Raw genomic sequence first — 24,776 nt, forward strand, 5'->3', positions numbered from 1 at the left:
TTTCTATTTTTTTATTTACACACTTTTTATTATACTACCTTAAATTCTAAATATCTCCATTAATTCTTCATCGAGTGTAGCGTTTATAATATCGTTTTTTATGAGGATATCGTAGAAGTTATATACTTTTTCTTCCAATTCTTTGCCAGAAACATATTTAAAGGTTACCCTTTCAAGGAATTTTTCTACATTCTTTATAGGTGCTCTCATCATGTCAAATGAAAGTTTTGCAGCTTCTTTTCTATTTTCATTTACCCAGTTTATAGCAGCTTCCAATTCTTCCAATAATACCTTTGTAATTTCAGGATAGTTTCTAACTAAATCGCCTTTTAATACCATTCCAGCATTTGGTAACAAACCAAAACCATCATTAATTTCATTCCAGATCTTTCCGTAATCAAGTTCAGAATATTCTATATTACTTTCTTCAAGTGCCTGCATAACAAAACCGGCTTCTGGTTCTCTTAATAATACGGTATCAACTTTCCCTGAAAGGAAATCCATCATAATTTCCTTTGGCCTTCCAAAAGGATTACCGTATGAGAAGTTGAAATCTTCTATATTTAACCCTTTTGCCTGAATTAAGTATTTTGTTATTTTTGCTGGTGGTGCATCTTCAAAAAGAGGTAGATGTATGGTTTTGCCCTTTAAATCTTCAAGGCTTTTAGCCTTATAACCGCGAGTTATAATAGAAAAATTATCCCATACAAATACAACAGGCATTTTTACATCAACGTCTCTTAATTTTGCTGCAGTAATTAAAGCAGAAAAACTAATATCAGCTTTGCCATTTACAATCCAGCCAAGATGTTTTTCCGTTTCTTCCCAGATTTTTAACTCTTTAATGTTTACAACCTTTTTTAATCGTTTTGACTGTAATAATCTCATTATTATCGGATATCCCACAGGTGTTGCAGATTGAATAGTTACTGTTGGTTTTCCATTATCTTCAACATTTTCTTCTTCATCTTCAATTCTTCGTTTGAAATAAACCTTTACTTCATATGGATTTACCTGTTCTATTTCCGCATCAAAACCCATTCCATCAAGCATGTTAATTAATGGCGTTGGAACAAAGGTTTGAACAAGAACAAATCCTTCTCCTGGATTTAACGAATAAGCTTTCTTGATAATTATATCAAATGGATCCTGCTGCATCATTCTAACGTCAAGAACCTCATAATCTTCAATATTTGTGCTTTCTTTTGAAGGATTATATACAGAAACTCTAACTTTAAATGTATTGTATTTTTTTATGTTATATAGGTATTCCATATCTTCGATTATTTTTATAACGGGTTCTAAATCAATATTACCTTCAAAAACAACGGATTCACCGGATTTTAAGTCTTTTAATTGCTCAATTACAACACCAAGATTTTCAATATTACTTTCAGGAATTTTTATAACTTCTTCAGGTTCTTTCCAGGTAATTTCAGAGCTATTAAACTCTTCTTCTGATTCCCTAATACATTCAGGAAAAAGCTTGTATAATTCTTTTTCAAGACCTAATTCCTTATTTACAGTATGTAATATTTCACACAATGAAACGCCTGTCATTTTAGCAGCATTTTTAAATGTTGCAAATTTTGCAACAGTATTCCACATTACAGGATTTTGCATGGTTTTGAATTTTGGCGAAATTTTTACAAGTATTTCTTTTAATTGTGGATATTTTTCTATTGTCTCTTTTACATTAGAATTTCCCGTAATTGGTTCAGGCTTTTCATATAATATAGCTCCAGTAGGACAAATTTCCATAGCTTTCCTGGATTTGATTAACTCTTCATCATTTTCAGGTTGTTTAAAAACAACAGCCTTTCCATCTTCGATTCTGAAATTCTCGGGTGCAGTTCTAACACAGGCCTTACATGCAATACATTTTTCTTTTATTACCTTATATTTTTCCATAAAGATCACCTCTTATATATTTTTAAATTAATTCCGATAATTTTTATCTAATTATATTATATACTATTTGTATATATATTTGTGTGAAGAAATACTCAGGGAATTGAAATTTATGTTAAGAATTTATTTCTAAAAGTCGAACAACAAAACTGGAATAATATTTTCATTCTTTATTTAAAAATTAACATAACTTTAATTAATTAGGGTGAGAAATATGATAAAATATTTCGGAACGGGTCTAAGGTCTTAAAGCCAGAATGGTACCTTAGCCCACTATTATTATTCCAAGAGGAGGTGACTTTATGTACGCTATTATTGAAGTTGGCGGAAAACAGTACAAGGTAGAAGAAGGAATGGAACTTTACACAGAAAAGCTCGTTGGATACGAACCAGGAGCAGAAGTTGTTCTTGACAAAGTTTTATTTGTAAAGGGAGACTCAGCAAAGATAGGAAAACCTTATGTAGAAAACGCAAAGGTTGTTGCTGAGGTTGTAAAACATGGAAAAGACAAAAAAGTATTAGTTGTAAAGTTCCAGGGTAGAAAAAACTACAGAAGAAAGAAAGGACATCGCCAACACTACACAGCTTTAAAAATTAAAAAGATTGAAGCTTAATACCAAAAATGATTAAAGTAAGTTTTAATCTAAAAAAAAGGGAAATTGAAATCAAAGGACATGCAAACTTTGATGAATATGGAAAAGATATTGTATGTAGTGCTGTAAGCGTATTAACGCAATTTATTGCAGAGATAGTGAAAAGTGAAAAAGTCGGTAAATACATAAAGAAAGACGGATATTTAAAAATCAATTGGTCAAAAGATGAGATGATAGATAAACTCGCTAATTATCTTTATTATGCACTGATTAGCATTGAAGAAAGTTATCCTGATAACTTGAAAGTGGAGGTGAATAGCAAATGAGAATAGATCTTCAACTCTTTTCTTCAAAGAAGAGTGGAGGTACTGCAAAAAATGGAAGAGACAGTAAACCAAAGTACCTCGGAGTTAAAAAAAGTGATGGACAGAAAGTAATTCCAGGAAACATCATTGTAAGACAAAGAGGAACACATTTCCATCCTGGAAATAACGTGGGAATGGGAAAAGATTATACAATTTTTGCTAAAATAGAAGGTTATGTAAAGTTTGAAATGAAGAATAACAGAAAATACATCAGCGTTTATCCAGAAAAGTAAGCTGGTGAGAGAATGAGCCGTGTAAAAATGTTATCCACGGCAGGGATATTGGGAGCGTTATCTGTATTGTTGATGTTTATAGAAATTCCTATATTCCCTTTTGCAAGTTTTTTGAAATATGATCCAAGTGCTCTTTTGATAATTGCATCATTATTGCTTTTTGATTGGAGAACAGCTGTATTCTCATTATTAACCAAAGATATAGTGTTTTATTTTGTGAAGTCCGGAGATATTATAGGAGTTTCGATGGATTTTGTAGCTATTTTAACCTTTATTTCGGTTTTAGCCTTTTTAAAATTAAATATGAACAAATATATTAAATATATAATTAGTTCTATAATGGTTGGAATAGCGATGGTTTTAATGAATATGGTAATAATCCCAATCTATTTTAAGATGTCTTTTAGTGATGCAGCAAAGTATTTTGGATTAAGTACCTGGACATTGATAATTACAATAATCGCTTTTAATATGATAAAGTTTATTGCCAATGGCATTTTAGGAGACTTGTTATATAATAGAATAAAAAATTTCTTTTCCTAAGAAAGGAGGACAGTAAAATGGCTTCAATTATGACTCAAAAGAGTTATTTAGCTAAAAATGAAGAAGTTGAAAGAAAATGGTATGTTGTAGATGCAGAAGGTAAATCTTTAGGTAGATTAGCTGCACAGATTGCTAGAATTTTACAGGGAAAACACAAACCTACATATACACCTCATGTTGATACAGGTGATTATGTAATTGTTATAAATGCTGAAAAGGTGGTTTTAACAGGTAAAAAATTAACACAGAAAAAATACTACAGACATTCTGGATATCCAGGAGGATTAAAAGAACAAACAGCAAAAGAAATTCTTGAAAAATACCCTGAAAGATTAATCGAAAAAGCAGTTAAGGGTATGCTTCCAAAAACAAAATTAGGAAGACATATGTACAAAAAGTTAAAGGTTTATGCTGGTTCTAATCACCCTCATGAAGCACAAAAACCAGAAAAGTTGGAATTATAAGGAGGGATTAATAAATGGCTGAATTTATAGATTATTACGGAACAGGTAGAAGAAAGGCTTCAGTTGCAAGAGTTCACTTAAGACCTGGTGAAGGAAAAATAAGAGTAAACAAAAAAGAATACGCAAACTTAACGGAATACTTTAACAATAATCCTGTATGGTCAAAACACGCACTTGAACCATTAACAGTAACAGAAAATGAAGGTAAATTCGATATTGTTATTACAGTTAATGGTGGCGGAATGAATGGACAGGCTGGTGCTATAAGATTGGGTATTGCAAGAGCATTACTTCAATTTGATGAAAATTTAAGACCAGTTTTAAGAAAACACGGATTATTAACAAGAGACCCAAGAGAAGTAGAAAGAAAGAAATACGGTCTCAAGAAAGCAAGAAGAGCACCACAATTCTCAAAGAGATGATTTTGTTCGCTGCTTGAGAAGAATTTTGTATTTAATAAGGGAACGGTTTTTACCGTTCCCATACTTTTGATTATCTGGAGATGGTATTTTGATACCAAGAGAAGTTATTGATGAAATAAATTCAAGATTGGATATAAAGGATATAGTTGGAAGTTATCTTTCCTTAAAAAAGACTGGAAAGAATTATACTGCTTTATGTCCATTCCACCCTGAAGATACTCCATCCTTTTTTGTTTTTCCAGCTACAAATACCTTTCATTGCTTTGGTTGCGGAGCGCATGGAGATCCCATAACATTTATTCAAAAATATGAACATCTTACCTTTATAGAGGCTGTAAAAAAGGCAGCTGTTATGGCAGGTATAGATGTATCTAAATATTTGAAAAAAAGAGAATTGCCTCTTGAATTGCAAATTTTCGAAGATTATCATAAAAGATATCATGAAATCCTGTTAAACCTTCCAGATAACCATGTAGCCTGGAAATATTTAAATAAAAGAGGAATAAATAGAGATAATGCTATAAAGTTTGAACTTGGTTTTTCAAATGGCAGTATTAAATCTTTGATATTAGATAAAATGGATATTTCAAGAGATATAGGAGCATCTCTTGGAATTATCAGAAAAGACGGTAGCGAAGTTTTTTCAAATAGAATAATAATTCCTATAAAAGATGATTACGGTCGCATTGTAGCCTTTGCAGGAAGAAGTATAAACAATGAAAAACCAAAATATTTAAACAGTCCTGAAAATAAGTATTTTCAAAAATCTAATTTGTTGTTTTTATTTGATAAATCCAAAAATATAATAAAAAGAGAAAAATATTCTATTCTTGTTGAAGGATATTTTGATGCAATTCAAATGCATATAAATGGATTTGAGAATACCGTTGCTGTTTTAGGTTCATCTTTTACTCAATTGCATGCAAGAAAATTAATAAAATATACAGATAAAATAATTACCATGTTTGATATGGACGAAGCAGGGAGAAACGCGACATTACGTTCATTGGATTATCTCATATCCTATGGATTTCAGGTTGCTATTGCGCAATATACTGAAAAAGATCCTGATGAATTAATTCAAAAACATGGTGAAAATGGAATTTTAAATACATTGGAACAGTCGAAAAAATTTTATGATTTCATACCTGAATATTTTAAGGATAAATACAACCTTGAAGATGAATTTGGTGTGGAACAATATCTTGAAAAAATGGCAGAATGGTATATAAAATTTCAACGATCAAAACATGTTGCAGTAACAGATGCGTTTATAAAAAGAATAGCTATAATACTTTTGAAACCTGAAAATACAATAAAAAAAGCAATAGAAAATATCTTAAAATATAAAAAGTTCAATAAAAAGGTTATTCCATATATATCTGTTGAAGCTGAAGAAAAAAGCGAAAAAAATTATAATGAACTTGATAAACAGTTAATATGGTTATGGATAAAACATAAAAAATATAGAGATATGTTATTAACGCATTTGAAAGCAGAAGATTTTGAAGGGCTTGGAAAGGAATTTTTTTCTTTTGCCGAAAACGGAGAAGATCTTTCTTATATACTTGAAAATGGAAGTGAAGAGTTAATAGATTTAATCAAAATTTCATGGAATTTTGATTATGATATAGAACCAGATAAAGTTTTTTCAAGTCTAATAGAGACAGTGGAGAGGTTGCGTAAAGAGCGAGAGGTTAAAGCGCTAAGACAAAAACTAAAGAATACCACAGATGACAGAGAAAAAAAAGAAATAATGAAAAGAATCTTTGATTTACTCGCTACGCTCAAAAAGCGAGGAGGTGGTTTTTAGTGGCAGATAAGGATTTGATGAAGACCATTGAGGAAATAGGAAATCTGGAGATTGGCGAAGTTAGCGAAGGGCAGGAATATGTAAAAGCCCGAAAGAGAAAATCCTCAGACAAAAAGCCAAAAACCTTTGAAAAAATGGTAAAGGATCTTGTTAAAAAAGCTAAGAAGAACAATATGGTATTAACGTATGAGGATATTGATAAATCACTTCCTGCTGAACTGGATACAGAATTAATAGAAAAGATATATGAAGCACTTGAAAATGAAGGAATAATGATAGATGATGGTACCCAGCTTGATGATGAAAGTTTAAATGAAATAGAAGAAGTAATGGCAGCTGAAGGAGCTGCTGCAATTGATTTAATGGATTATTTAGGGGATGGAGAAACTCAGATTTTTGACAATATGTCATTAAAAGATCCTATAAAGGTTTATCTAAAAGAAATAGGGAAGATTAAGTTGTTAACACCTCAAAGGGAAAAACGATTGGCAAAAAAAGCTCAAGAAGGTAATAAAAAAGCAAGAGATGAATTGATAAAAGCTAATTTAAGGCTTGTTATATCTATTGCAAAAAAATATATAGGAAGAGGATTATCCTTTCTGGATTTGATTCAGGAAGGAAATATAGGATTAATAAAAGCGGTAAATAAGTTTGATTATAAGAAGGGATTTAAATTCAGTACATATGCAACATGGTGGATTAGACAGGCTATAACAAGAGCTATTGCTGATCAGGCAAGAACTATAAGAATCCCAGTGCATATGGTTGAAACAATAAACAAATTCAATAAAATTATCAGAGAATATTTGCAGGAACATGGTGAATATCCTTCACCAGAAAAACTTGCAGAATTAACAGGAAAACCAGTTGAAAAGGTAAATGAAATCCTTTTAACAGCAAGGGAAACAATATCTGCTGACTCACCGCTTGGAGCATCAGATGAAGATGATTCAACAATAGGTGATTTTATAGCAGATGATACATTGGATAAACCAGCAGAAGTTGCTATGAAAATGTTATTGAGAGAAGAACTTGAAAAAATTCTTGATACATTGCAGCCAAGAGAGGCAATGGTATTGAAAATGAGATATGGCCTTCTTGATGGTAAGGTAAAGACTCTTGAAGAGGTTGGACAGTATTTTAATGTAACAAGAGAAAGAATAAGACAGATTGAAGTTAAGGCATTGAGAAAGTTAAGACATCCAAGCAGAAGCGCTCAATTAAAAGAATTAAGTTCTATGCTTGGAAAAGAGTTATAATGGAGGATTCATATGGACGAAAAAGTGTTTAATATAAAACGTGAATATTCTATACCAGAATTCTTCAAAGAAGAGTTAGATAGTGAACAGCTTGATGCCGTTATAAACTCCACAGGAAGATCATTAATAATTGCAGGCCCGGGTTCAGGAAAGACCCGGGTCATTACATATAAAATCGCATATTTGCTTTCTCAAGGCATAAAACCGGAAAATATTTTATTGGTTACTTTTACAAGAGCTGCTGCTCGTGAAATGGTAGAAAGGGTAAGAAATGTAACCAATGTAGATACATCTTCACTAACTGCAGGTACCTTTCACCATGTGTGTAATATGATTTTAAGGAGATATGCAAAGGTTATTGGATATGAAAATAACTTTACTATTCTCGATTCAGAAGATGCGAAGGATTTAATGAGAATAGCAAAAAATGAATATAAGGAAACATTAACAAAGGAAGAAGCCAAACAAATTCCAGGTGAAGGGGTTATTTTAAAGATTATAGGATATGCCACAAATACGTTAAAATCCATTCGTGAAGCAATATTGGATATGGCTGCATATTTAATTGATTATCAAGAGGATATAGAAAGAATATATATGAATTATCTTGAAATGAAGAAAAAAATAAATGCAATGGATTATGATGATATGCTAATAAATACATTGCATCTTTTAGAAACAAATGAGGATATAAGAAATTATATAGCTTCAAAATATCAATGGGTATTGGTAGATGAATTTCAGGATACCAGTCTTGTTCAATTGAGAATAGTTGAATTTTTATCCAGTGTGCATAAAAATCTTATAGTTGTTGGTGATGATTCGCAAAGTATATATTCATTTAGGGGTTCAAGATTTGAAAATGTTGAAGAGTTTCAGTCACATGAAGATGTAAAATTATTTAAAATTCAAACAAATTATAGAAGTGTTCCTGAAATAGTTGAATTAGAAAATTATCTTATTCCAACACACTCTATTCCAAAAAAATTAAAACCATATAGAAGTTCCTATCATATGAAACCAGTAATAGTGAAAACATATGATGAATTAGAACAGGCAGATTTTATAGTGCAACTTATAGAAAATAAATTTGATGAAGGTGTTTCTCCAGAAGAAATAGCTATATTATACCGTTCCCATAGTTTATCAATGGTACTACAACAAAAATTGGACGTAAAAAAGATTTCATATAAATTATTATCTGGTAAGAGATTTATAGAAACAAGACATATAAAAGATATAATGGCTTTTTTAAAGATATTAGCAAATCCATATGATAATATTTCATGGACACGTGTATTAAAGCTGTTTCCAGGTATAGGTCAAAAAACACTTACAAAAATCGTTAACGAATTTTATGCAAACCTTATGGAATATCCAACACCATATGGAGCATTTGAACAGATTAAATTTAGAAAGTATCCAAAAGCCAAAGAAATAATATTATATTTGTTTGAAAATAGCGATGAAAATCCACAGGATTTAATAGACTATATATATAATGAGTTTTATAGGGAATATCTGGAATTAAATTTTAAAGATGCATATTCAAGAAAACAGGATATAGAAAGATTAGGGGAAATTGCTTCAAGATATAAGTCAGTAGAATCCTTTCTTGAAGAATTGGCATTAAGTGAAAATATAGAAATACAAAGTGCCGAGAAAGATAGAAAAAATGAAAGAATTACATTAACTACAGTTCATGGTGCAAAGGGATTGGAATGGAAGGTTGTAATAATAATTTCTGTAAACCCTGGAGATTTCCCAAACGGAATGGCATTAAAAGAAAAAAAGATAGATGAAGAGGAAAGATTGTTTTATGTTGCTGTAACTCGAGCAAAAGATGAGTTGTATATAGTAAAACAGCTTACTGGAACGACAAAGCCGTATTACGGCAATTCATTTTACATGAGGCAGAAATTACCAGATTTTACAGATAAAATTCCAAAAGAACTTGTGGAACACTGGAAAATTGGATATTCAGATTAAATAAAAAATGCGAGAGAAAGAAATCTCTCGCATTTTATTTATTATTATACAGATAATTTTCCTGTTGCCACGAGGAATATAACAACTATAGAAATAACCCACATTACTCCATATGTAAGTTTTTGCCCACCTGTTAAACCTTCGCCTCTTTCCTTTTTGGCTATAGGATATGCAAATATACCAAATGAATAAATTACCAATGCAGTTATTATATATATCCATCCAACTGCATAAATTACCCATGCTGTATAAATTACAGCAACCCACGCAAAGAATTTATACAATCCGCTATTTTCTTCTTTTGCTACTTTAACTCCAAATACAGCGGAGAAGAAATATGGTAATAATATTGTTGTTGTAGCAATATAGAATATAGTATTATAAACATTTTGTAAAGTATCTGATAATAAAGATAATAAGAAAATCTGAGTGATGATATTTGTAATTGTCAATGAAAATACAGGTGTGGCATTTTCATTTTGCTGAGCAAATTTTTTAGGGAATACATTATCTTTAACTGCGGCAATATACGGTATCTCTGCAGTAAGTAATAACCAGCTTAGCAAAGCACCAAAAACAGAGAATAAAAATCCAAAGTCGAGAATATATTGTCCAGGTTTACCCATAACTTTACTTAAAACAGTACCAAGAGGTGAAGTTGAATTAACCAATTCGCCCGGTGGTACAACACCCATTGTAAAAACAGAAACTGAAATATAAACAATAAGTGTAATAATAAAGCCAATTATAGTAGCTTTTCCGACGTCTTTTTGTGATTTCGCCTTATTTGAAAGAACAACTGCGCCTTCTATACCAATAAATGCCCATAACATAGTTCCAAAACTATCATTTACCTGCTTGAAAATAGATGCTGTTTCTCCAGTTGCAGCAATTTTGGTTGAAAAGAATATATCTTTTACGAGATCAGGATTAAACGCAAAAATTGAAACTATAGCAACAAGAAATAGAGGAATTAATTTTAAAACAGTTAAAATAGCATTTGTGGTACCAGCTGTTCTAATTCCGCTAACAATTAAAAAGTGATAAACCCATAGAATAATACTTGAAAAAACAAGTGCGATAATTTTATTTTGTTCTAAAATTGGGAAATATCCACTTAGAATTTTCATTATTACAGCAAAGAAAGCAATATTCCCGAGCAACGCACTCCACCAATATCCCCACGCAGAATTAAACCCTACAAATTCTCCAAATTGTTCTCTGGCATAAGAGTAAATACCACCTTCTAATTCGGGACGTTTATAGGATAAAAACTGAAATACCATTGCCAGAGAAAAAACACCGAATCCTGTAATTAGCCAACCAATTAAAATTGCTCCAGGGTTTGCAACGCTACCAAGATCAGCTGGTGAGTTGAAAATCCCGGCGCCAATCATTGAACCAATAACCAGCATGGTAAGTGCAAATAACCCTAAAACTTTGTTGTTGCTCATACTTCACCTCCAATATTTATAGGATAAATTAATCCCCCCTATTCATAGGCATTGACATACATCGTGGTCCTCCACGACCTCTTGATAATTCACTTGAAGGTATTTCAATAACGCTAATGCCATTATCTCTTAAAAGAGTGTTTGTAACATAATTTCTATCATATGCGATAACAACACCAGGTTTTACGGCTAAAACATTTGAACCGTCATTCCATTGCTCTCTTTTTGCTGCAATTTCATCTTCTCCACCACATTTTAATATTTTTACCTGACCATTTTCAAGGTATTTTTGTAATATTTCTTCAAGTGATTTGTTCTCTTCAATAACTTCAAGATCACCGTCTTTTCCTTTTTTAATTACATATACCAATAAACTGGATTCTAATTGCGAATGAGCAAGGAATTTATCTGTATCAACCATTGTAAAGATAGTATCAAGATGCATGTATGCTCTTTTCTTTGGGATATTAATAGCAAGAATAGTTTCAAATGATTCATCTGTTTCAAAGAATAGTTTCTTGGCAAGGATTTCTACAGCTTCGGGATCTGTTCTTTGTGAAATACCTATAGCAAGAACTTTTTCGGTAAGAACCAATACATCTCCGCCTTCAATAGCAAAAGGCAATGTCATATCGTAGTAAATAGGAGTATTTTTGAAGTCGTTATTATATTTTACAACATATTTCATAAATAATGATTCTCTTCTTCTTGCTTTTGTTCTCATCCTGTTTATAACAATACCTTTACCAACAAAAGCAACAGGATCTCTCTGGAAATAAAGGTTTGGTAATGGCAATAAATAAAACTGTTTGTTAAGCCTTACCTTTGTTGAAAAATTCTCTTTCTTTAATTTAAATTCATTAATTCTAACTCCACCAACAATTTTATTTATCATTTCCTTTGTTTCAAAGCTTAAAAGATATTCTTCAAGAGCTTCCTTTATATATTCATTTTTAACCTCGCTTAATTCAAGATATTCTTTTACAAATTGCTCTTTTATAGAATCTTCGCTTAAAGATGTAGCCAATAAATCAGTTACATATTCTACATGAACACCATTTGTTCTTAATACATCAGCGAAATAATCGTGTTCCTGCTGAGCTTTCTTTAAAAATGGAATATCTTCAAATAATAATTCTTCAAGTAAATCAGGTTCCATATTTTCAAGTTCTAAACCTGGTCTGTGTAATAACACACGCCTCAATCTTTTAACTTCTGAATATACATTTATTCCCATGATCATACCTCCCGTAGATATTTTATTATCCAGTAATATTATACATTTTTAAAGTATTTTTTAAAAATTCCAATTTTAGCCAAATTTTATTGCTAAGAAAAATTTTTCATGGTTATTATAAAATTTTATCAGTATGCAGGAGTATGCGTGAGTATGCGTAAGTATGCGTGAGTATGCTCCTTTTTAACGTGAAAAAAATTTCACATATTATTATTTACATTCTCTTCTAATATGTGTTATTTAATGTATTTAAAATTTGCTATAATATAATAGAAAAAATATAATTATGGAGGTGTAAAATGGGTAAAAAAATTCTTATTGTAATAATTGCTTTATTAAATGTAATGATTTTTTCGACAAACATTTATAATTTCGAATATTCTTTAAAAAACAATTCAAGAGTTGCAGAAACAAAATATTTTAAATTTATATTTGAGAAAAATTTATCTTATATCTTTCCTGTATTAAATAAAGTAGCTGACAAATTATATGAAAATTATGAAGATTTTTATGAAACGTCACCAGGAAGTATAACAGTATTTGTATATGATGATGTAGACTTTGTAAATTCATTTGCTATTCCGCATTTGAATATTATAAGATTATATGTAAATCAACCAGATTCTTCAATAGGGTTAACTGAAAATGTACGTACATGGCTGCCGTTTGTTTTTTCTCATGAGCTTAATCACGTTTTTTATGGCAATATGAGGAATAAATATATAGACTGGATTCCATATGATTTTATCAAAAAAGGATTATTATCAATGAATTGGCAACCAAGTTATTTGCATGAAGGACTTTCAATATATATGGAAAGCAAATATTTTAAGGGAAGATTTGAGGATAGTATATTTAATATGTATTTAATGGCAGAAATTATTTCAAATAAATATCCAGAATATTATCTTGGTTCTGGTTCAATGACAGATAAATGGTCACCAGCAGGATTTAATTATATGTATGGTGCAATATTTACAAAAGAGATTTCTGAAAAATATGGAGAAGAAACATTAAAAAAAATCATACAGGATATGAATTCAAAATTGTTTTTTAACACGATAAAATATTCTTTTGAAAAGGTCACAGGAGAAAAATGGAAAGACTTTTTATTATATATAAAGGTGAAATATAAAAATCTTTATTTAGGTAGATCTGAAAAAGGATATAAAGATAATTATAAACCTTTAAATAATGCATTTCATTATACCGGAAATCTTAATACAGATGGAGAAAAGCTGTATTATTATGGAGAATTTGAAAATAAAATTAAAGGGGTATATAAAGGTGACGAATATGTAGGCAATTATAGAAAATTTAGCATATCAAAAGATGGAAAGCTATTATACCTTTCAAGTATTACTAATAATAATGAAAATAGAAATATTCTTTATTTAAAATGTGATTGTCCGTTATCTGATAAAATAATTGCAAACAGAGTTAGATCCTTTAATTTTATTGATAATAATAGAGTGGTATATACAACAATAAAAAATGGTTTTACTACTACATATATAATGGATTTAAGAACAGGAAATAAAGAAAAAATAATATCAGAAGGATATTATGTAATAAATAATTTTACATCTAATGGTAAAGAAGTATATTTTTCAGCTAACTTTGACAATACCACTGATATATATAAATATGAAATAGAAACAGGAAATTTATTGAGATTAACAAGAAACCAATATACTGAGAGAGATTTATTTCTGTATAACGATTACTTATATTTCTCAGCGGATTATGAGGATAATATATACAACATATATAGGTATAATATAAAAAATAAAAAATTGGAAAAAATAACAAATCACATATACGGAACATTTAATCCTGTAATCATAAAAGAAAAATTATATTTCATTTTTTACGATGAAAATGGGTATCATATTTCAACATTAAATCTAGATAATTTATCAAAAAAATTAATTGAGACTGTTGAATTTAATGAATATATAGCTGTTTCACCTTTAATTTATCATATGAAACCTGACAAATATAGTAAATATGAGGAAAAAACAAAATATAATTATATAATACCATTAGTTTATAATAATAAAATAGGTGTGGGATATATATCTTTAAGCGAAGGTTTGAATTACGGTTTTGGTGCAGGTGTGTTAACGGATATCAATAATACTTCAATGATTGTTGGAGGATATTTGAATTTATATACTAATAATTTTATTTTATCTACAATAGGAAATGAAGGAATATATACGGACATTTCAATATCCAAAGATTTTCAATTTTATTTAAAATCAAAATATTATCTGACAATTTCAAATAATCTTCAGTTGCATAATATATCCCCTGTATCAAATACCTTTAGTATAAATATAACAAATAATCCGTATTATATAAACAGCATTCAGTTATATAATTATAATGTATCAATGAACATTAATAATGCATATACATCAATAAATATTTCAAAGCCATTCTATGTATTTTCATTTGTTACAACACCATATGGATATTACGATACATCTGGAAATCTTGTTTTAGGAACATCTTTTTCAAAAAAAATATGGAATCCTGATATTTCAATATTTGATGGAAAATTTAGATTTGATAATTTATATTTAACAGGTAATATATCCTATAATATTCCTTTTCACAAAACAACATGTGGAATATCTCTGATATTTAATTTTACAGAATTTTACTGGGCAAATGTTCCAATTCCAATAAAAATAATTGATTTTTCAAATTAATAGATATAAGTATTAATTAGCTATAATCCCCCGATATTGGGGGATTATTTTTATTTTAAAAATTATGAAAATGATTTCTTGGAAAGATTACGGATAATTAACGAGAGTTATGGTTGATTATTGTTAGTAGGTTATTTTTTTTATAACATAATGTTACTTGTAATATTTCGAAAATAAATATATAATATGATTAAAGATATTGAAATTAAGTTAATAATTTTTTGAAGAAAACTTGAAAAAGTTTTAAATATATTATGTATGTCTATTCTTGTAAAAGGAGGGGAATTATGATAACGTTTTCTTATGATTACGCAAAACCCAAAACGCTAGATGAAGCCCTTGAATTATTGCAAAAAGACGGGGCTTATCCTATGTTAGGAGGAACTGATTTAATTGTAAAAATGAGAGCGAATCGAATTAAACCAACAGTTGTAGTAGATTTAAAAGGAATTGATGAATTATTTAAAGTAGATTTTTCCAAAGAAAATGGATTAACCTTTGGTGCTGGAATAAAACTCAATGTATTGGTTGAAGAATTTGATTTTGTAAAAGAATATTATCCAACATTGTATCAGGGGGCAAGAGTAGTTGGAGGGTATCAAACCAGAAACAGAGGAACTGTTGCTGGTAATATTTGTAATGCTTCACCTGCTTCAGATACAGCTCCAGCATTATTAACATATGATGCGGAATTAAATCTTGTAAGCAAGGAAGGCGAAAGAACAGTAAAATTAACAGAATTCTTTGTAGGACCAGGAAAAACTGTATTGAAAAAAGGAGAGATTGTAAAATCAATCCATTTGCCTTTTGAAGGTGAAAGTATAGGAAGATATTACAAGATTTCAAGAATTAAAGCAGTTGACCTTTCAACAATTGGAATGGCATTAACTGTAATTGATCCAGAAGGAAAGAGAGATATAAGAGTTGCATTAGCTTCTGTTGCTCCAACACCAGTTAGAATTTTTGAAGCAGAAGAATTTATAAAGGGTAAAGAATTAACAAAGGAAAATGTTGAGGAGTTTGCAAGAATAATACATGATAGTGTTTCTCCAATAACAGATGCAAGGGGAACAGCTGAATATAGAAAAAGAATGGCTAAAATATTACCTATAAAATTGCTAAGAGAATTAAATTTGTTGAAGGAGGGGATATAATATGAAAATTACATTTACAGTAAATAATGAAAATGTAGAAGTTGATGTAAAGCCAAATGAAACCCTCCTTGATGTATTAAGAGAAAAATTATACCTTACAGGTGCTAAGGAAGGTTGTGGAAATGGCGAATGTGGTGCCTGTACAGTTATATATAATGGAAGACCTGTAAATTCATGTCTTGTTTTAGCACCAGAAGCAGAAGGCGCAGTAATTGAAACAGTAGAAGGCTTAACAAAGGATAATAAATTACATCCTATTCAGGAAGCATTTATTGAAGCTAATGCTTTCCAATGTGGATATTGTACACCAGGATTTATTATGTCTACAAAAGCAATGTTAGAAAAAGTTCCAAATCCAACAAAAGAAGTTATTGTTGAAAGATTGGCAGGTAATTTATGTAGATGTACCGGTTATACAGTAATTATTGATGCTGTGAAATTAGCTGCCCAGAAAATGGGAGGTGCAAAATAATGAAATACGAATATCAACCACCTATTAAATTTGAACATGTAGGAAAACCTATGAATCGTGTAGATGGTTTTGAGAAGGTTACTGGAAACGCTAAATATGTAACAGACATGTTTTTCCCAAATATGTTATATGGTGCAGTAAAAAGAAGTCCAATACCTCATGGAATTATAAAAAAGATAGATACCTCTAAAGCTGAAGCTTTGCAGGGTGTAAGAGCAATAGTTACAGGGAAAGATGTTCCATATAGACAGGGAATTTATCTTGTTGATAGACCTGTAATTACTCCTGATAGAGTTAGATATGTTGGAGAACCAGTGGCAGCTGTAGCAGCAGACTCATTGGAAATTGCAAGAAGAGCTGTTGAATTAATAGAAGTTGAATATGAAGAATTACCTGTAGTTCAGGATCCAAGAGAATCCTTAAAAGGTGAAGTATTAATACATCCTGATCTTGCAAATTATGATAGATTACCTATATATAATATAGAACCTGAAAGAAATGTATTTCATCACCATAAAACAAGAAAAGGTGATGTAGAAAAAGGTTTTAAAGAAGCAGATGTTATAGTTGAAGGTGACTATTACTTACCTCAAATGTATCATGCTCCACTTGAACCACATGCAGCAATAGCTTTCTGGGATTATAACGAAAAGCTTACTGTATGGTCAAGTGCACAATCTCCATTTACATTAAGAAATTTAATAGCTCATGCATTTAAGATTCCAAGACATAAGGTTAGAGTTATAGCTCCTTATGTTGGTGGAGGATTTGGTGGTAAAGCTGGTATAAATATGGAGGGTATAGTAATTGCATTAGCTGAAAAAGTAAAAGGAAGACATATAAAGCTTGTTTATACAAGAGAAGAAGATGTCGCAACAGTTGTTAGACAGGCAATGTATGCTCATATAAAAACAGGTGTTAAAAATGATGGAACAATTGTGGCAATGGAAGCTGAATTAATATTCGATGGAGGAGCATATGCAGAATATGGAACAAATGTTGTAAGAGCTGCTGGATATACACTTCCAGGTCCATATTATGTTCCAAACCTTAAAACAGATTCCTTTGGTGTTTATACAAATCACTTTATTGGTGGTGCATTTAGGGGATTTGGACATGGAGAATTGCATTGGGCAACAGAAAGAAATCTCGATGAAGTTGCACAAAAATTAGGTATAGATCCACTTGAATTAAGATTGAAAAATGTATTAAAGCCAGGATTAACAAATTCAATGGGTCAAACTATACATCATGATACTGGTGATGTAGAAGCATGTTTGAAAAAAGCAGCAGAATTAATAGAATACGATAAAAAACCTGAACAACCTGCAGATCCAAAGAAAAAGAGAGGTAAAGGTATAGCAGGTCTTGTAAAGGCTCCAGCTATGCCGACAAATGCAGCATCAGCCGTTGTAATTAAATTTCATGAAGATGCAACAGTAACATTGCAGGCAAGTATTCAGGAAATTGGTCAGGGATTCAATACAGCAGTTACGCAAATGGCTGCAGATGCATTACATATTTCACCGGATAAAATACACTTTGTAATGCCTGTTGATACTGATGTAAATCCATATGAATGGCAGACAGTTGCAAGTAGGGCATTATGGACTGTAGGTAATGCATTATACAGAGCTGCGGAAGATGCATTAAATCAAATCAAAAATATAGCTTCACAGGTATTGGGCGTTGCACCTCATAATTTAGAAGTAGAAGATGATAGAGTATATGTAAAATATAGACCGGAAAAATATTTATTGTTAAAAGATGTTGTAATGGGATACACCTACCCAGATGGGCATGCCATTGGTGGCCCGGTAATTGGAAGAGGTAGTTTTGTTCCTGAAATGCTTACAAATCTTGATCTTGAAACAGGTCAGGGTAATGCAGCAGCTGAATGGACATTTGGAGCTCAGGCTGCAGAGGTTGAAATTGATACAGAAACAGGTGAAATAAAAGTATTGAGTATGGTTGGGGTGTTTGATGCAGGTACTATTATAAATCCAATTACAGCAGGTGGTCAGGTAGTTGGTGGAATGATTCAGGGTATGGGACCAGCATTATTTGAAGGGGTTAAATATAACGATAAAGGTTATCCATTAACTGTATCGTTTACTGATTATAAGATTCCAACAATAGCCGACATACCAGATGAAATAAAATATGACTTTGTTGAAACCTTTGAAGAATCTTCACCATTTGGTGCTAAAGGTGTAGGAGAACATCCAATGATTTCAATACCACCAGCAATAGCAGCAGCTATTTACGATGCACTTGGAGTAAATATAAATGAATTGCCATTATCACCGGATAAAATATTAAAAGCACTTGATGAAAAGAATAGTTAAAGTTTAGATATTGTCTATCCAAATCTTTTTTAGGAGGGGAGAAGCATGGGCGAAAGCGAATATTTGAACATTACGCCTCAAGAAGACAGAAGCGCGAACATGAGTACTGGGGGATTGATTTTGCTTGGATTACAACACACATTTACCATGTTTGGCGCAACAGTATTGGTGCCTTATTTAACGGGTATTCCAGTTAATGTAGCTCTTTTGACAGCTGGGTTAGGAACATTGTTATTCCACTGGATTACCAAATGGAAAGTTCCAGTATTTTTAGGATCAAGTTTTGCTTATATTGCACCAGTAGTAGCAGTAACAACTTATTACATGCAACAGGGAGGACTTGAATACAAGAGTATACAGGATGCAGTTCAAGCGGGGGTAGATCTGAGACCTTATCTGGCATATGCCACAGGTGGTATTGTTCTTGCAGGACTTGTTAAATTTGTATTTGGTTTATTAATAAAATGGATAGGTATTAGAAGATTTGAAAAATTATTCCCACCTGTAATTTCCGGTACAATGATTATTCTTATTGGTTTAATTTTGAGTCCAGTAGCAGTTAATATGGCAAGCGGTAATTGGACAATAGCATTAATCTCATTATTTACTGCAATATTTGTAAGATTATATATGAGAGGATTTAATAGACTTGTTCCAGTTATCTGGGGTATTATAGTAGGTTATGTTGTAGCATTGATTACAGGTAATGTTAACTTTGCAGAATTATCAACAGCAAGCTGGATTGGTATGCCAGAAATGTATTTACCTAAATTCTCATGGTATGCAGCAGCAGCAATTGTACCAGTAGCTATAGCCCCATCAGTAGAACACTTTGGTGATGTATTTGCTATATCAGCAGTTGTTGGTAAAAAGTTCTATGAAGATCCAGGAATGCATAGAACATTAATGGGTGATGGGCTTGCAACATCATTAGGTGGTTTGCTTGGAGGTCCAGCAAATACAACATATAGTGAAAACACAGGTGTTCTTGCATTTACAAAGGCATTTAATCCATGGATAATGAGAATAGCAGCATTTTTTGCAATTTTAATGTCATTAGTACCAAAAGTTGGAGCACTTGTTAGATCAATACCTGTTCCAGTTATGGGCGGAATTGAAATCTTATTATTCGGTATGATTGCAAGTATAGGTGCAAAAACATTAATTAACAATCAGGTTAAAGTAGAAGGTAAAAACCTTGTTATTATGTCATTAATGCTTGTTACAGGTCTTGGTGGAGCAGTATTCCAGGCTGGTAACTTTGCATTACAGGGATTGGGTTTAGCAGCTATAGTTGGTATTTTAGCTAATGCAATATTATCATTAACAGGAGCATCAGATGACTGATATTATTGTTTCAAAAAATGTTTTTGAAAAACATGTAAATGAAGAAGCAAAAATCTTTTTCAAAACAAAACATACAGTATATTATAAATTTAACGATTCGGATATATTGACTCTGACAACTCATTCGAACCGGGTAGGGGCATTGGGGCTAACAGCCCCCTCCCGATTCCTTAAATTCAAAAAAGTATATGTAAACAAAAATAAGGTTTTAGTATTTGATAACGTTTTCTTTTTAAGCAAGTTTAAATTGTATGATCCAACAATAACAAACTTTAGAAAAAACGTAAATATAGATGAAGCTATTAATTATATAAAACAAAATGTTGATAACAGAATATCTTTGAAAATAATAAAAGGTTTATTTGATAAAAAATATGAATCATTAATAGGATTTGGTCCAGGATTAACTCCACTTGGTGATGATATATTATCAGGAGTTCTTTTAATGGAGCATTATTTTAAAAAAGATTTAGTGGATAAAGATCACATTATTTTTATTTCAAGAAAAAAAACAAATGATATTTCTTATTTTCAAATGAAATATGCTGCCGAAGGATTAGCACCATTGCCAGTTAAAGAATATTTAAGTAGCGGTAATAAGGATGATTTATTAAAAATGGGAGCTACATCTGGAAGTGGATGGTTATTGGGGATTACCTATTACTTTGAGTTTGGAGGGATAGCGGATGGTCTATACAATGATAAAACCGAATTCGTATTATGATTCCGTAACCCTTATGTTGATAACCGAAGATATAAAAAAAATGGAAGGTATTGAAGAAGCTTTGGTTGGCATGGGGACGGACACAAATAAGGAATTTTTAAAAGAATTGGATATGATGTCAGAAGAAGTTGAAAATTCTACACCAAATGATCTTTTGATTGTTGTAAAAGGCGAAAATATAGACATGGAAGAAATAGAAAAAACTGTTGAAGAGTTACTAAAAACAGAAACAGAAGAAGATGAAGGGGAAAAATTCTATCCTTCAATGGATTCTGCACTTAACAAAGTAAAAGACGCAAATATGGTATTAATCTCTATTGCAGGTGAATATGCAGGTCTTGAAACTAAAAAGGCTCTTGACAGAGGACTTAATGTAATGTTATTTAGTGATAATGTTTCACTGGAAGATGAAATAAAATTAAAAAAATATGCGCTTAAAAAAGGATTACTTGTTATGGGACCAGATTGTGGAACAGCTATAATCAATGGAGTACCTATGGCATTTTCAAATGTAGTCAACAGGGGGAAGATTGGTATTGTTGCCGCATCCGGAACTGGCGCTCAAGAAGTATCCTCTATCATCTCAAATCTTGGATGCGGCATTTCCCAGCTCATTGGAACTGGCGGAAGAGATGTAAAGAAAGATGTTGGAGGATTAATGTTCCTTGAAGGAATTAAGAGATTAATTGAAGATGATGAAACAGAGATAATAGTACTTGTTTCAAAACCACCATATCCAGAAGTAGTAGAAAAAGCTGTTGAATTATTGAAAAAGACAAATAAAAAACATGTCGTTCATTTTGTAAACGGAAAAGTGGAAGATGACACAATTACAGTTGGACATACTCTGGAAGATGCTGCTATAAAGGCTGCATTGTTGTGTAAAGGCGAAGAAATAAAGAAAGATATTTATACGTATTTTGATTTCCTTGAAGCATTTGATTTTGAAACAAAGGTAAAAGAAGAAGCAGAAAAAATAAAAGAAGGAAAATATATAAGAGGACTATATTCTGGTGGAACATTGGCTGATGAAGCAATGGTATTGCTTGCAAAAGAGATAGGTCCAATATATTCCCCAGCACCATTAGATCCAGAATATAAGCTTGAGAATATAAATGAAAGTAAGGAAAATACAGTAGTGGATATGGGTGAAGACGAGTTTACAGTTGGAAGACCACATCCTATGATTGACTTTACAATGAGAAAGTCCAGACTTGTAAAAGAATATCTCGATAAAGATACGGCAATAATACTGGTTGACGTAGTGTTAGGCTGGGGTTCACATATGGATCCTGCTGGTGAAATTGCAGAAGCAGTAAAGAACGCCAGGGAAGTTTCTGATAAGTATAGATGTGTAATAGCAAATATTTGTGGAACATATGAGGATCCACAAAAATATAATGAACAAAAGAAAAAACTCGAAGATGCTGGTGTTATTGTCTTCCCAAGTAATGCCAGTGCAGTAAAATTCGCAGTTAGCGTTTGGAAGGAGTTGGGAAGATGAGTTTATTTAAAGAAGAATTAAAAATCATAAATATCGGATTGAAATCATTCTATGAAGATTTAAAAAAACAGGGAGCACATGTTGTGCATGTTGATTGGAAACCACCACTTGGCGGTTCAAAGGCTGTAAAAATATTAAATGACTTTTCAAATGTTAAGGTAGATGTTGAAGCAGCAAATGCAAAAGCAGTAGAAAGAATTATGAATTCACAGCCAACCCTTGTTGGAATGGCATTGGCAAAAGATGTAGTTCCAGGGATGAAAGAAAATATGATTTTACATGCAGGTCCTCCAATTACGTGGGATAGAATGTGTGGTCCATTAAAAGGCGCAATAATTGGTGGGCTTATCTATGAAGGAAAAGCAAAAAATGAAAAAGAGGCTATTGAGTTAATAGAATCAGGAGAAATTCAATTTGATCCATGGCATCATCATGATGGTGTAGGCCCTATGGCTGGTGTTGCAACACCTTCCATGCCTGTGTTTATAGTTGAAAACAAGACATATGGTATAAAAGCATATTGTACAATGAATGAAGGTTTAGGAAAGGTTTTAAGATATGGAGCAAATGGACCTGATGTAATTGATAGACTTAAATGGATGGAATCAGTGTTATATCCAGTTTTAAAAGAAGCTATTGAAATAAAAGGCGAAATTAATTTAAAGAATCTTATTGCTCAGGCAGTTCAAATGGGCGATGAATGTCATAATAGAAATAAAGCAGCAACATCTTTGTTTATCAGGGAAATTGCACCTGCAATACTTGATACATCGTTCTCTGATAAAGAAAAGAAAGAAGTAATTGAATTTATTAATTCAAATGATCATTTCTTCCTTAATTTATCAATGCCAGCAGCAAAATCAGCAACATTAGCAGCAGAAGGTATTGAAGGAAGTACAATAGTTACAGTAATGGCAAGAAATGGAACTGATTTTGGTATTAGAGTAGCTGGGTTACCAGGAGAATGGTTTGTTGGTCCAGCACAGGAAGTAGAAGGATTATACTTCCCGGGATTTACAAAGGAAGATGCAAATCCTGATATTGGAGATAGTACTATTACAGAAACAGGCGGATTTGGTGGATTTGCAATGGCTGGTGCTCCGGCTATAGTTAAATTTGTTGGAGGTAGTGTTCAGGAAGCAATTGAAACAACACAGAAGATGTATGAAATTACAGATGCAGAAAATAACACATATAAAATACCATTCTTGAATTTTAGAGGAACGCCAACAGGATTAAATGTTAAAAAAGTTGTTGAAAAGGGTATATTACCAAGAATTAATACAGGTATAGCCCATAAAGAACCAGGTATAGGGCAGGTTGGAGCAGGTTTAACCTATCCACCTATGAATATATTTATAGATGCATTGGAAGCATTTGTAAAAAAATACTCAGATTGAGGGGGGATTATTGTGGCAGGTATTAAAGTGTATGATTTAACTCAGAAGATTGGTATTACAACACCACCATGGCCAGGTTATGAGCCAATGAAATTGTGGTATTTCAAGAGAATGATGCTTCAGAAGGTTAACGGACAGATAGTTCAAACAAGTATGCATAATGGTACACATCTTGATGGTCAAAGACATTTTATGACTGGCGGAAGAGATATAGCTTCATTGCCACTTGATGGTTATTTGTTCGGTGAAGGGGTTATTTTAGATATTTCTAAAGAAGTTGGAGATTTTGATATTTATACACCAGAAACATTATTAAAGGTTGCAAAAGAAAATAATCTCGAGATTAAAAAGGGCGATATTATAATTATTAACACTGGTTATCACAAATATGCATGGGATCAACCAGAAGCAAATGAAAATAAATATTATTACTTCCACCCAGGACCAGATCAAAGATTTGCTGATTGGTTAAAAGAAATGGAAATTAAATGGGTTGGTGTTGATTGTGGTTCTGCAGATCACCCAATGAATACAATATTAAGAGAATACAGACCTGAATTTGCTAAAATGGCAGACGAACACTTTAGAAAAAAATACGGAAAACCATTAGATGAATACTTTACAGATGAAACGTATCAATTAATGCATATTGATTTATTCCCACACTTGATTTTACACGCTGAAAATCTTGGTGGAGAAATTGATAAAGTATTAAATAGAAGAATGTACATAGGTATATTCCCATGGAAACTTGTTGATGGTGAATCAAGTATAGCTCGTGTAGCTGCATTTGAAATTGAAGGATAATTGAAACGATAAAATTG

The 24,776-nt window shown here is 31.6% G+C and carries 21 protein-coding genes; 18 read left to right on the top strand and 3 right to left on the bottom strand.

The annotated features are described in order from the left end of the window. Window positions 1–39 precede the first annotated feature (39 nt). Complete coding sequence (locus tag XO11_RS08150; RefSeq protein ID WP_175418479.1) at window positions 40–1,911, bottom strand: DUF1858 domain-containing protein; 1,872 nt, start codon at window positions 1,909–1,911, stop codon at window positions 40–42. Window positions 1,912–2,213: 302 nt separating this feature from the next. Between XO11_RS08150 and rplU the strand changes: the two genes are divergently transcribed. From rplU to XO11_RS08195, 9 genes are all read left to right on the top strand, one after another. After that, the gene (gene rplU / locus XO11_RS08155) at window positions 2,214–2,525 is read left to right on the top strand and encodes a 50S ribosomal protein L21 (RefSeq protein WP_014297125.1); all 312 of its coding nucleotides are present in this window, start codon (window positions 2,214–2,216) and stop codon (window positions 2,523–2,525) included. 8 nt (window positions 2,526–2,533) lie between these two features. Then, complete coding sequence (locus XO11_RS08160) at window positions 2,534–2,830, top strand: ribosomal-processing cysteine protease Prp (protein ID WP_014297126.1); 297 nt, start codon at window positions 2,534–2,536, stop codon at window positions 2,828–2,830. After that, complete coding sequence (gene rpmA, locus XO11_RS08165) at window positions 2,827–3,102, top strand: 50S ribosomal protein L27 (protein ID WP_014297127.1); 276 nt, start codon at window positions 2,827–2,829, stop codon at window positions 3,100–3,102. Before XO11_RS08160 ends, rpmA begins: the two co-directional genes overlap by 4 nt. 12 nt (window positions 3,103–3,114) lie before the next feature. Further along, window positions 3,115–3,645: an ECF transporter S component gene (locus tag XO11_RS08170; protein WP_041638581.1), complete on the top strand. Its 531-nt coding sequence runs from the start codon at window positions 3,115–3,117 to the stop codon at window positions 3,643–3,645. Between the two features lie 17 nt (window positions 3,646–3,662). After that, window positions 3,663–4,109 carry a 50S ribosomal protein L13 gene (gene rplM / locus XO11_RS08175; RefSeq protein ID WP_014297129.1) on the top strand — a complete coding sequence of 149 codons (447 nt, stop codon included), beginning with the start codon at window positions 3,663–3,665 and terminating at the stop codon, window positions 4,107–4,109. A gap of 14 nt (window positions 4,110–4,123) precedes the next feature. After that, the gene (rpsI, locus tag XO11_RS08180; protein ID WP_014297130.1) at window positions 4,124–4,531 is read left to right on the top strand and encodes a 30S ribosomal protein S9; all 408 of its coding nucleotides are present in this window, start codon (window positions 4,124–4,126) and stop codon (window positions 4,529–4,531) included. A gap of 88 nt (window positions 4,532–4,619) precedes the next feature. Further along, window positions 4,620–6,344, top strand: coding sequence for a DNA primase (dnaG, locus tag XO11_RS08185; RefSeq protein WP_075780696.1), 1,725 nt, complete (start codon window positions 4,620–4,622; stop codon window positions 6,342–6,344). Beyond that, window positions 6,344–7,603, top strand: a complete 1,260-nt coding sequence (gene rpoD, locus XO11_RS08190; protein ID WP_014297132.1) for an RNA polymerase sigma factor RpoD — start codon at window positions 6,344–6,346, stop codon at window positions 7,601–7,603. The genes dnaG and rpoD overlap by 1 nt, the downstream gene beginning before the upstream one ends. Window positions 7,604–7,615: 12 nt before the next feature. Further along, window positions 7,616–9,592, top strand: a complete 1,977-nt coding sequence (locus XO11_RS08195; protein ID WP_175418480.1) for an ATP-dependent helicase — start codon at window positions 7,616–7,618, stop codon at window positions 9,590–9,592. Between the two features lie 44 nt (window positions 9,593–9,636). Here the strand turns inward: XO11_RS08195 and XO11_RS08200 are convergent, their stop codons facing one another. Both XO11_RS08200 and arcA read right to left on the bottom strand, forming a co-directional pair. Beyond that, window positions 9,637–11,046, bottom strand: coding sequence for a basic amino acid/polyamine antiporter (locus XO11_RS08200; RefSeq protein WP_075780698.1), 1,410 nt, complete (start codon window positions 11,044–11,046; stop codon window positions 9,637–9,639). 28 nt (window positions 11,047–11,074) lie between these two features. Then, window positions 11,075–12,289 (bottom strand): arginine deiminase, encoded by a 1,215-nt coding sequence (gene arcA / locus XO11_RS08205; protein ID WP_041638584.1) that lies wholly within the window; start codon window positions 12,287–12,289, stop codon window positions 11,075–11,077. A gap of 293 nt (window positions 12,290–12,582) precedes the next feature. On the opposite strand from arcA, the gene XO11_RS08210 reads away from it, so the two are divergent. The 9 genes from XO11_RS08210 (at window position 12,583) to XO11_RS08250 (ending at window position 24,759) form a co-directional block, all read left to right on the top strand. After that, the gene (locus XO11_RS08210; RefSeq protein ID WP_014297136.1) at window positions 12,583–15,003 is read left to right on the top strand and encodes a hypothetical protein; all 2,421 of its coding nucleotides are present in this window, start codon (window positions 12,583–12,585) and stop codon (window positions 15,001–15,003) included. 287 nt (window positions 15,004–15,290) lie between these two features. Continuing rightward, complete coding sequence (locus tag XO11_RS08215; protein WP_014297137.1) at window positions 15,291–16,157, top strand: xanthine dehydrogenase family protein subunit M; 867 nt, start codon at window positions 15,291–15,293, stop codon at window positions 16,155–16,157. A gap of 1 nt (window position 16,158) precedes the next feature. Then, window positions 16,159–16,629, top strand: coding sequence for a (2Fe-2S)-binding protein (locus XO11_RS08220; RefSeq protein WP_014297138.1), 471 nt, complete (start codon window positions 16,159–16,161; stop codon window positions 16,627–16,629). Beyond that, complete coding sequence (locus XO11_RS08225) at window positions 16,629–18,977, top strand: xanthine dehydrogenase family protein molybdopterin-binding subunit (protein WP_075780699.1); 2,349 nt, start codon at window positions 16,629–16,631, stop codon at window positions 18,975–18,977. Before XO11_RS08220 ends, XO11_RS08225 begins: the two co-directional genes overlap by 1 nt. 99 nt (window positions 18,978–19,076) lie before the next feature. Further along, window positions 19,077–20,324: a uracil-xanthine permease family protein gene (locus XO11_RS08230; protein WP_041639044.1), complete on the top strand. Its 1,248-nt coding sequence runs from the start codon at window positions 19,077–19,079 to the stop codon at window positions 20,322–20,324. Further along, window positions 20,317–21,048: a DUF2877 domain-containing protein gene (locus XO11_RS08235; protein WP_014297141.1), complete on the top strand. Its 732-nt coding sequence runs from the start codon at window positions 20,317–20,319 to the stop codon at window positions 21,046–21,048. Before XO11_RS08230 ends, XO11_RS08235 begins: the two co-directional genes overlap by 8 nt. Next, entirely contained in the window at window positions 21,011–22,552 is a 1,542-nt protein-coding gene (gene fdrA / locus XO11_RS08240; protein WP_014297142.1) for an acyl-CoA synthetase FdrA, read from the top strand. The genes XO11_RS08235 and fdrA overlap by 38 nt, the downstream gene beginning before the upstream one ends. Further along, window positions 22,549–23,952, top strand: coding sequence for a DUF1116 domain-containing protein (locus XO11_RS08245; protein ID WP_014297143.1), 1,404 nt, complete (start codon window positions 22,549–22,551; stop codon window positions 23,950–23,952). Before fdrA ends, XO11_RS08245 begins: the two co-directional genes overlap by 4 nt. 12 nt (window positions 23,953–23,964) lie before the next feature. Further along, entirely contained in the window at window positions 23,965–24,759 is a 795-nt protein-coding gene (locus tag XO11_RS08250) for a cyclase family protein (protein ID WP_014297144.1), read from the top strand. Window positions 24,760–24,776 lie beyond the last annotated feature (17 nt).

The sequence above is a fragment of the Marinitoga sp. 1138 genome (genome assembly GCF_013363265.1).
Lineage (GTDB): Bacteria > Thermotogota > Thermotogae > Petrotogales > Petrotogaceae > Marinitoga > Marinitoga piezophila.